Source organism: Pseudarthrobacter cellobiosi (genome assembly GCF_023913755.1).
In the GTDB taxonomy this organism is placed as follows: domain Bacteria; phylum Actinomycetota; class Actinomycetes; order Actinomycetales; family Micrococcaceae; genus Arthrobacter; species Arthrobacter cellobiosi.
On sequence record NZ_JAMXBJ010000005.1, the window covers coordinates 1 to 1,738 of the forward strand.

Genomic DNA, 1,738 nt, shown 5'->3' on the forward strand with positions numbered 1-1,738 from the left:
CTAGGTGCGTGGGTCAGAAATGACAGGCCCTAATTCTTAAAACGCCGACAGAATAACCATGTCCTGGTAGGGGCGGCTGGGAGAATCGTGGGCATGGTTACTGGTTTTTCCGCGCAGGATGGTTTGTTCGACGAGTCTCTGGTCGAGCGGGTCGAGCAGCCCACCGATGTCCCGATGGAAGCCAACGGCGGGATCAACAAACGCTTCAAGGCGTTCGAGCCCGATGCGGTGATGCTGGTCCCGCCGTCGCTGGAGGAGTGGTTGCCCCAGGGCCATCTGGCCCGGTTCATTGGCGAACTCGTCGACGGGGAGCTGGATCTGACCCGGTTCTATGCTTCCTACGCCAGGGCGAAGGGCCAGCCGCCGTATGATCCGCGGCTGATGCTGCGGATCCTGCTGTATGGGTATTGCGTGGGGGTGCGTTCTTCGCGGGAGCTGGAGCGGGCGTGCACGGATGTGGTCGCGTTCCGTTGGTTGTGTGCCCAGCAGGCCCCGGATTTCCGTTCGATCGGACGGTTCCGCGAACGCCACCTCGCGGCGTTGGCCAACGTGTTCCTGCAGGCGCTGGAGCTCTGCCGGGCCGCGGGCATGGTCTCGCTGGGCCATGTGGCACTGGACGGGACGAAGGTCCGGGCCAACGCCTCGCGGCACAAGGCCATGAGTTATGCCCGGTTGACGGAGAAGCAGAAGGTGTTGGCCGATGAGATCAGCGACCTGATGGCGGAGGCGAAGACCGTGGACGCGGCCGAGGACGCCCGGTTCGGGCCGGGCAAACGCGGCGATGAACTGCCCGCCGAGCTGGCCAACCGGGCCCGGCGCGCCCAGGCGATGGCCACCGCCAGGGCCTCCATCGAAGCCGAAGCCGCCCAGAAGGCGCGCCGTGAAGCCGAGGAGAAGGCCCGCGCCCGCGGGGACGATGATGAGGATGTTTCCGGGAAGGGAGATGCCGCCGCGGCCGCGGCGGTCCCCAAGCCCACGGCCCAACGGAACTTCACGGACCCCGACGCGAGGATCATGAAGACCGCGGACGGTTCCTACCACTACTGCTACAACGGGCAGGGCGTCGTTGATAAAGATCACCAGGTCATCGTTGCCACCGAACTGAACAACACCGCGGTGGACGTGCAGCAACTGGTCCCGATGGTCCAGCACGCGCAGGACATCCTGAAGGCCATGCCCCGGAAGTGGAGCGCCGATGCCGGGTACTGCTCAGCGGCGAACCTGGACCACGTCAAAGACCTGGAAGCCGGTGGCGGAACCGAATTCTTCATCTCCACACGGCGGATGAAACACAACCAATCGGTCCCGGAGGCGCCACGGGGCAGGATCCCGGCGAACGCGACACCGGCCGAGCGGATGGCCAGGAAACTGAAAACGAAGGAAGGCCGAGCGGTCTACGCCCGGCGCAAAGCCATCGTGGAACCGGTCTTCGGACAGATCAACACCCGGCAAGGCAAACATGTCCTGCTTCGCGGGCTCGAGAAGGCAGCCGGGGAATGGAAGCTGGTAGCCGGCTGCCACAACCTGCTCAAACTCTTCAGTTACCGCACCGCCACCGCCTGAATCCGACCGGGGACGGCGCCCCGGGATCAAACCGCGCCCCGCATGAGCCTTCCAGCCCATTCCTTCCACGAGAATGCCAAAAGGCCGGCACCTTTCCAAGACAAGGAAACCGGCCTCGGGCCATTACGGCTCAAACCTGAGGAACCCTCAAACAATTACCGACCCACGCACCTAG

The 1,738-nt window shown here is 64.5% G+C and carries 1 protein-coding gene; it reads left to right on the top strand.

Going from position 1 to position 1,738, the window contains the following annotated elements; translation table 11 throughout:
- Nucleotides 1-192: 192 nt before the first annotated feature.
- A complete protein-coding gene (locus NG696_RS00030; RefSeq protein WP_445260421.1) occupies nucleotides 193-1,563 on the top strand; it encodes an IS1182 family transposase in 1,371 nt (456 codons plus the stop codon).
- Nucleotides 1,564-1,738: the final 175 nt, after the last annotated feature.